This is a genomic window from Almyronema sp. (assembly GCF_052168255.1).
In the GTDB taxonomy this organism is placed as follows: domain Bacteria; phylum Cyanobacteriota; class Cyanobacteriia; order Phormidesmidales; family Phormidesmidaceae; genus Sphaerothrix; species Sphaerothrix epifaneia.
The window spans coordinates 58,515-64,683 of record NZ_JBQLZL010000016.1; the positions used below are offsets into that span (position 1 = coordinate 58,515).

5 protein-coding genes are annotated in these 6,169 nt (G+C 52.7%); 4 read left to right on the forward strand and 1 reads right to left on the reverse strand.

Features of this window, described 5'->3' with window-relative positions; all coding sequences use genetic code 11:
- Nucleotides 1-44 precede the first annotated feature (44 nt).
- From ACTS3T_RS02960 to ACTS3T_RS02970, 3 genes are read left to right on the forward strand one after another with little or no spacing between them, the layout of a single operon-like run.
- The gene (locus ACTS3T_RS02960) at nucleotides 45-1,607 is read left to right on the forward strand and encodes a hypothetical protein (protein ID WP_377967336.1); all 1,563 of its coding nucleotides are present in this window, start codon (nucleotides 45-47) and stop codon (nucleotides 1,605-1,607) included.
- A 14-nt stretch (nucleotides 1,608-1,621) separates the two neighbouring features.
- Entirely contained in the window at nucleotides 1,622-2,311 is a 690-nt protein-coding gene (locus tag ACTS3T_RS02965) for a GvpL/GvpF family gas vesicle protein (protein ID WP_377967334.1), read from the forward strand.
- A 42-nt stretch (nucleotides 2,312-2,353) separates the two neighbouring features.
- Complete coding sequence (locus ACTS3T_RS02970) at nucleotides 2,354-2,551, forward strand: heavy-metal-associated domain-containing protein (RefSeq protein WP_377967332.1); 198 nt, start codon at nucleotides 2,354-2,356, stop codon at nucleotides 2,549-2,551.
- Nucleotides 2,552-2,860: 309 nt separating this feature from the next.
- On the opposite strand, the gene ACTS3T_RS02975 is transcribed toward ACTS3T_RS02970, so the two are convergent.
- Nucleotides 2,861-4,705, reverse strand: coding sequence for a DUF3352 domain-containing protein (locus ACTS3T_RS02975; RefSeq protein ID WP_377967330.1), 1,845 nt, complete (start codon nucleotides 4,703-4,705; stop codon nucleotides 2,861-2,863).
- Nucleotides 4,706-4,832: 127 nt separating this feature from the next.
- Between ACTS3T_RS02975 and ACTS3T_RS02980 the strand changes: the two genes are divergently transcribed.
- A complete protein-coding gene (locus ACTS3T_RS02980) occupies nucleotides 4,833-6,038 on the forward strand; it encodes a 5-(carboxyamino)imidazole ribonucleotide synthase (protein ID WP_377967328.1) in 1,206 nt (401 codons plus the stop codon).
- Nucleotides 6,039-6,169: the final 131 nt, after the last annotated feature.

Below are 6,169 nucleotides of genomic sequence, written 5' to 3' on the forward strand. Positions count from 1 at the left end.
TATCCCTAGAATGGACTCGTCCTTGTAGATTGAATTCTAAACGGATGTCGCAAGGTGCTTTCTTTCTACAAACGCTCTGCCGTGCTGTGGCTCCCATCCCGTCGCCGCACCTGGCCGCCCAAGCGATCGCCACCCACAGCGCGGCTTTGCAACCAGCCGTGCAGCCACTTTTAGCCGTGGTTAAACAGTTGCGATCGCCTCAAAGTGGCTGGCCTGCCCAGCTACCGCAAACCCCCGAAAATATGACCCCTTATGTCTCGGAGGAAATTCAGGAGGTCATAGAAGCGCTACAGGCAATCTCGCCCGCTAACGAAGCTGCGCCGCCACTGTGGCTGCAAACCGATTGCTTGATTGAACTGCTAATTGCTGAAATGCTCTGGAGTGTAGCCTGTAGCGACTACGAAACGATGCGGCTGCTAGAGGGTGTCAAAGCCATTAAACAAGCCGAAGCTTCTGCCCAAGAAGGCATTTTGCGACTCATTGTGGTCTTGTCGCTAGAAGTTACTGGCCGCAAACAGCTTTTAGATTTGGTCACCCAAGCCGCTCCTCACCGCGAAAATTGGCTCAGCCAGCCTGTGGGCTTGCAAATTCACGATAGCGATCTCTGCCACCAACCGTTGCAGTCAGACCAGTTGCTGGCTCAACTACAGCAGCGGATACAGCGCACCACGCCCGCTGTAGGCCCCCTATTAGAAGGGTTAGACGTTGACCTGTTGCAGCCCCTACAACCCTGGCAGCGCGGCAAGCTACAGCTCAATTTGCAGCTTGAATTTATCCCCCAGCGGGCAGGTTCGCTGCCGCCACCCGCCGCCGCTCACCCACCAGCGCCCGCTGATTCGCCACCTGCTAACCGCGTCCCTTTGAATACGCCGTTAGCAGACGCTGCTGCGGTATTGGTTTCTGGGGCAGAACCCGCTTCGTCGCCTCCCCCCGTCTGGATGACGCTAGTTGAAGAAGCCTGGATTCAGCAGTTTGCTCAAACTGTCTTAGAGCATAGCCTCCTGGCTCTTTTGCCTGAGGTGGCCCAAAACGATGCTTTAGCGCCTTCTAGCCAGAACCCGGCTTTTTTTCACTGGCTTTTAGCGGAAACCAGCGCGCTTGTTGAGGGCTTAAAAGACAATCGCCAATTGTTTCAACCCGCCTTTTTTCAGCAGCCGATTTTGCTGTGCGATTTGCTATCGCGGTTGCTGTGGTCGGTCAGCCGCAGTACGCCTACAGCTATGCGTTTGTTAGGCGGGGTGGCGGCTCAGCAGCTACAGCCGGATGGGGTTTGGCAAGCTGGAAACCTGCGGTTGCAGGCTAAGCTACAGATTCAGTTGGTTCAGGTGAACTGGCAATTTGATTTGAGTACAGGGTTAGTGACTGCTGCCAACAGGCGCAGGCCAGACAGTGCTATTTGGCTGCGAGAAATGATCGATCTGCCCACTATCAGCCGCTTGCCAGCCCTAGAACAGCAAATTCAGCAGCAGATTCAGCGGCGATCGCCAGAGCTAGCGGGCTTTCTCAACGGCACCGCGATTGAAGTGTTAACGTCGGAAACGGGTTTAGAAGCTCAAAAAGGTCAGCTGCGGCTGACGCTAGACCTGCAGTTTATCGCCGATGCTTGATTTTTGGGGATGTTATGTCTTTGCCACAGCCGCTCTATGCTTATGCTCTGTGCCGCTTACCCCAACAGCCGCTCGCCTTACCGACGGGCATTGCGGGGCCACTAACACTGATCGACAACGGCACCCTGGCAGCTATTGTAGAGCCTGACACTTTTTGGGCAACGATTGCGGCACAAGATGCCCTGCTGATGGAGGCGGTTCTCATCCACGATCGCATTTTGTGTCAAATTTTTGAGTCGTTCCCTTTACTGCCCTTACGCTTTGGTACCCGTTTTGAGTCTGTAACCGGGCTGCAGGCGCATCTAGCTACCTATGGCGATCGCTACTGGCAGCAGCTAGCAGTTCTAGCTGACAAAGCCGAGTATGCTCTCAAGTTTTCTCCTCAAGCGATCGCGCTGCCAGAAATTGCCGCTGAACTTAAAGGGCGCGCGTATTTTTTGGCGAAAAAACAACGGCTACAGACCCAGGCAGATGCCCAACAACAGCAGCAGCAGGAGCTAAACCAGATGTTAGCCACCCTGCAGCAGCTAGCGGAAAAGCTGCACCAAGAAGCTCCTCGTGAAGGCGTTGAGCGTATTTTTTTGCTCTTGAAGCGATCGCAGCAGGACGCCTTGCAACAACAGGTCATCACCTGGCAACAGCAGACTCTGCATTGGGAAATCAGTTTAAGTCAGGCACTACCGCCCTATCATTTCTTAGAATAAAAACAGTTCCGTTTAAACTTAGCCCCAAACCAATTCAGGACGATGGCAATACTCAAAATCACAGTACCGACAATGGCGTGTGCAACTTGCGCTGCCACAATTATGAAGGCCGTTCATGCAGTTGATCCGGAGGCTGAAGTTGAGGCAGATCCAGCTACCAAACTGGTCAAGATCAACACAGAAGCTTCTAACGCCGAAATCACAGAAGCGCTGGTAGCAGCGGGCTATCCGATTGCATAGGCGCTTTTCGGCACTGGCTTCTAGCTGCTCAAAATTCAGTAAAGTTATAAGCCAGATTTTTATCTGATAATGGAAAAGTTTAAAGAATGTTATCTAATTTACAGTCATTCTCTTGTAGAGACTTCATAATAGTAATTGAGCATCTTTAGTTATTTCTTAACTAAGCTTTCCTTGCAGAATCTCAGTTGAGTGATATACTAAGGAACCCTCAAGCGAAGCTTAAATACACTGATAAATCAAAAATATAAATCAATCCGTTAAAAGCACTTTTTGTAAAGTCCGGCCACTGGTCGGACTTTTTTTGTGGCTTTACTCTTCTGCCGGAGCCAGCCCTAAAAACAGATCGGCTTGGGCATAGTCAGCGGTTTGAGAAGTGGTGAGGCTGAGGCTACGGAGCGTTCCTAGCATTCTTTGGGTTTCAAGCATGAAGGGTTGATCGGGCGTTAGGCCAATTGCTCGATACAAAAAGGACAGCGTAGAGCCAATGTTGACATAAAAGTAGCCGTTGTTGTCAGCCGGAAACGGGGCGATCGCATTTTGAAACGTCGGATGCTCTGCTAGAAATTCGTCCGGCTGAGGATTGAGTAAGCGCCGCAAAGCGCCCGACCCTACGGTCAGGGTGAGCACATCTGCAGCCGACCAGCCGTAGCCTACAATGTCGGTGAGTTCGGCCGCTGGAGTGAGTTCGATTTGCCAACGGGTAGCGGCTACCCCATTAATGGTTTGGGCTTCTACGCTAGCCTCGTTGCTACTCAAAAACTGCTCAAACGCTTGTAGAGCGCTTTCCGCCGCCGCGCGATCGCTGGTTTGTAGCATTAAGCCAATGCCCAGTTCAACCTGCGGGGCAAACTCACTCACTAGACTTTCGCGGCTAGGAAAGAGAAAGAACCCAAACGCCCCATCCATCCAGGCCAGAATATCTGTTTCTAAATCTAGCCCGGTGGCGGCTGTCACCGCCATGTTTAAGAACGTGAGTCCGGTGTTGATCTGCTCAATATTGAGACTTTCGAGCAGTTGCAGCAGGCTGAGGCCAAAGCCGCCTAAGTCATAGCCGCTGCTTAAGGCATAAGTTGGCGCCGGCAGCAAAGATGGCAGCACATCGGCCTCGCGGCGCTCTACAACGGGCGCAGTAAGCTGCGTTTTTGGATCGAAGTACACCCGTCCTTGAGACAAAATGCCGCCTGTCGTTGGTTTGACGAAACTTTCAAAGAAAGTATCGGTTTCGGTGAGTGCTTGAATATCTTCAGGCGAGAAATCCAGGCGGGGCAAGGGCAGAGGCAAGGGAAAGGGCGTTGGCAAAGGCGATTCTAACAGGGTCGGATCTGAGACGACGTAGCGATTTATCTGGCCGACGTTGCCAAAAAGAGTGACCAAAGCTGAGTCAAAGTCAGGATTGGTGAGGGTTTTTTGAAAGTTTGCCGATTCTAGTAAAGTGGGTGATTGTGAAAGCTGAGCGTCAATGAGCTGTTGAATCGGCGCGGCCTGGGCTGACATCACCAGATAGCCTGGTAAAACGGCCACCGCTAAAGACGGTAACATCGGCGGCTGTGGCTCAGCGGCCTCCGGCTCAAGGTCAAGGGTAGGGTTAGGGGGCGGCAGGGGAGCGACTGCTCGGTACCAGCGATCGCCCCCCCGGTTGAAAGTCAAATCAGCATCTGACTGTGGCTGCGGCAGGGCTTCGGGCGGCCACACATAAATAGAGACGTTGCGGTGATTTTCTGCGGTGGGGCTTTGGCTACGGGTGGCAGCGATTTGCTCTAAAAACCCATCAAAGGCAGCAAAATCGGCAATGGGCGCGATCAAAAGCAACTGACTTTCTAGATCAACGGCTACCGCTGGCATTGGCATTAAGGCCAGCACTGCTGAGTCGCCAATCCAGGGGGCTACTTCAGCCTGGTAAGAAATTTCTAGCGGCAGGTAGGGCAAACCAGCCGGATTGAGGGTGGTGCCTGTATAGCCTGTTAACAAATTAAAAAACTGAAACTGGCTGAGCTGGCTCCAAGTTTCGTCCGTGGTATCTAACACCAGGGTCAGAGCCGTTTCTGCGGGTAAGAGCTTAAACGCTGAAGGTGACGTTTCCGCCACTGCACGGCTAGCGCCAGCCGCCAGAACCAACCCGAATGCCACGGACAGCAAGCCTGTTTTCATCACCATAGTTTTAGATAAAAGCTGCCTCTACTTAAGCACATCTGATTCTGCCTGCAATCAGTTTTTTAGCACATCGACGTTCTCACCTGAGATAATTGAACCGTGGCTTAGACTTACTGCGATCGCCCTGCTTATGCCTTTTGCTGCTAGCGCTTCTGATTCTGCCTCAGCTTCAACCCCGCCTGCCCAGCGCATTGGCATTGTTGGCGGTGGTCAACTGGCCTGGATGATGGCCGCAGGTGCCCAAAAGCTAGGCTTAGATCTGATTGTGCAAACGCCTAGCCTCGGCGACCCTGCCGCTGCGATCGCCAGCGAAGTCGTTTTAGCCGCCGTTGATGATGCAACGGCCACGGCTGAACTGGCTACCCAATGCGACCTGATTACCTTTGAAAATGAGTTTATCGATCTACCTGCTTTAGAAAAGCTAGCTGAGCAAGGCGTTGAGTTTTATCCTTCCCTCACGGCGCTCAAGCCTTTGCTAGATAAGTATGAACAGCGCACCTACCTGCAAAAAATTGGCTTGCCCACCCCCCGCTTTACAGCGCTTGACACTCAGGCCGACCAGCCTCAACTGGCTGCCAAAGTAGCTGATTTGGGCTTGCCGCTGGTTTTGAAAACGCGCCGCCACGGTTATGACGGTCAGGGGACGTTTATTCTTCAGACCTTAGCTGATGTAGAAAAGACCTGGCAGCAGCTCAACTATGCCCCCGTTTTGCTAGAAGAATTTATTCCATTTGAGCGCGAACTGGCGATTATGGTGGCGCGATCGCGGCTCAAAGACGTAATTGCGTTTCCGGTGGTTGAAACCCAGCAAATTGACCAGGTGTGTCGTCATGTCATTGCCTCGGCCAAGGTAGATTTGACGGTGGCAGAAGCAGTAGGCGAAATTGCGCGGACACTGATGGATAGCTTGCAGGCTGTTGGTGTATTTGGCATTGAGCTGTTTCTCACCTCAGCGGGTCAGGTGCTTGTCAATGAAATTGCGCCTCGTACTCACAATTCTGGTCACTACAGCCTCGATGCCTGCCGCACCTCTCAGTTTGAACAGCAGCTACGCGCCGTCAGCGGCTTGCCGTTGGGTTCGCCTGCGATGACCTGTCAGCAAGCGGTGATGGTTAACCTATTGGGCTACGAGCAAGCCACCCATGACTACCGCGAGCAGCGTCAGCGGCTCAGCCAAATTCCTCACGCCCATGTTTACTGGTATGGCAAAGCTGAGTCGCGTCCGGGGCGTAAGCTCGGCCATGTGACGGTTTTGCTAGGGGTGGATGGTCACGTCTCTGATCGCACGGCAGAGGCCGTCATCGCGCAAGTGGAAGCTATTTGGTATCCGACTTAGCCGCTTGAGTCTGAGCTTGGATGGGGTTACGACAAAGACAGCAACCAAAAGCAAAGGGTTTGCATTAGTGGCTTTTATACCGATTCTTCAACGTAAAGGTACAGATGAGAATGCCGAAACGTCTGCAGAGC

Coding starts and splice junctions, on each gene's coding strand:
- ACTS3T_RS02960 (WP_377967336.1), top strand. CDS start 45: ATGTCGCAAGGTGCTTTCTTTCTACAAACGCTCTGCCGTGCTGTGGCT.
- ACTS3T_RS02965 (WP_377967334.1), top strand. CDS start 1,622: ATGTCTTTGCCACAGCCGCTCTATGCTTATGCTCTGTGCCGCTTACCC.
- ACTS3T_RS02970 (WP_377967332.1), top strand. CDS start 2,354: ATGGCAATACTCAAAATCACAGTACCGACAATGGCGTGTGCAACTTGC.
- ACTS3T_RS02975 (WP_377967330.1), bottom strand. CDS start 4,705: ATGGTGATGAAAACAGGCTTGCTGTCCGTGGCATTCGGGTTGGTTCTG.
- ACTS3T_RS02980 (WP_377967328.1), top strand. CDS start 4,833: ATGCCTTTTGCTGCTAGCGCTTCTGATTCTGCCTCAGCTTCAACCCCG.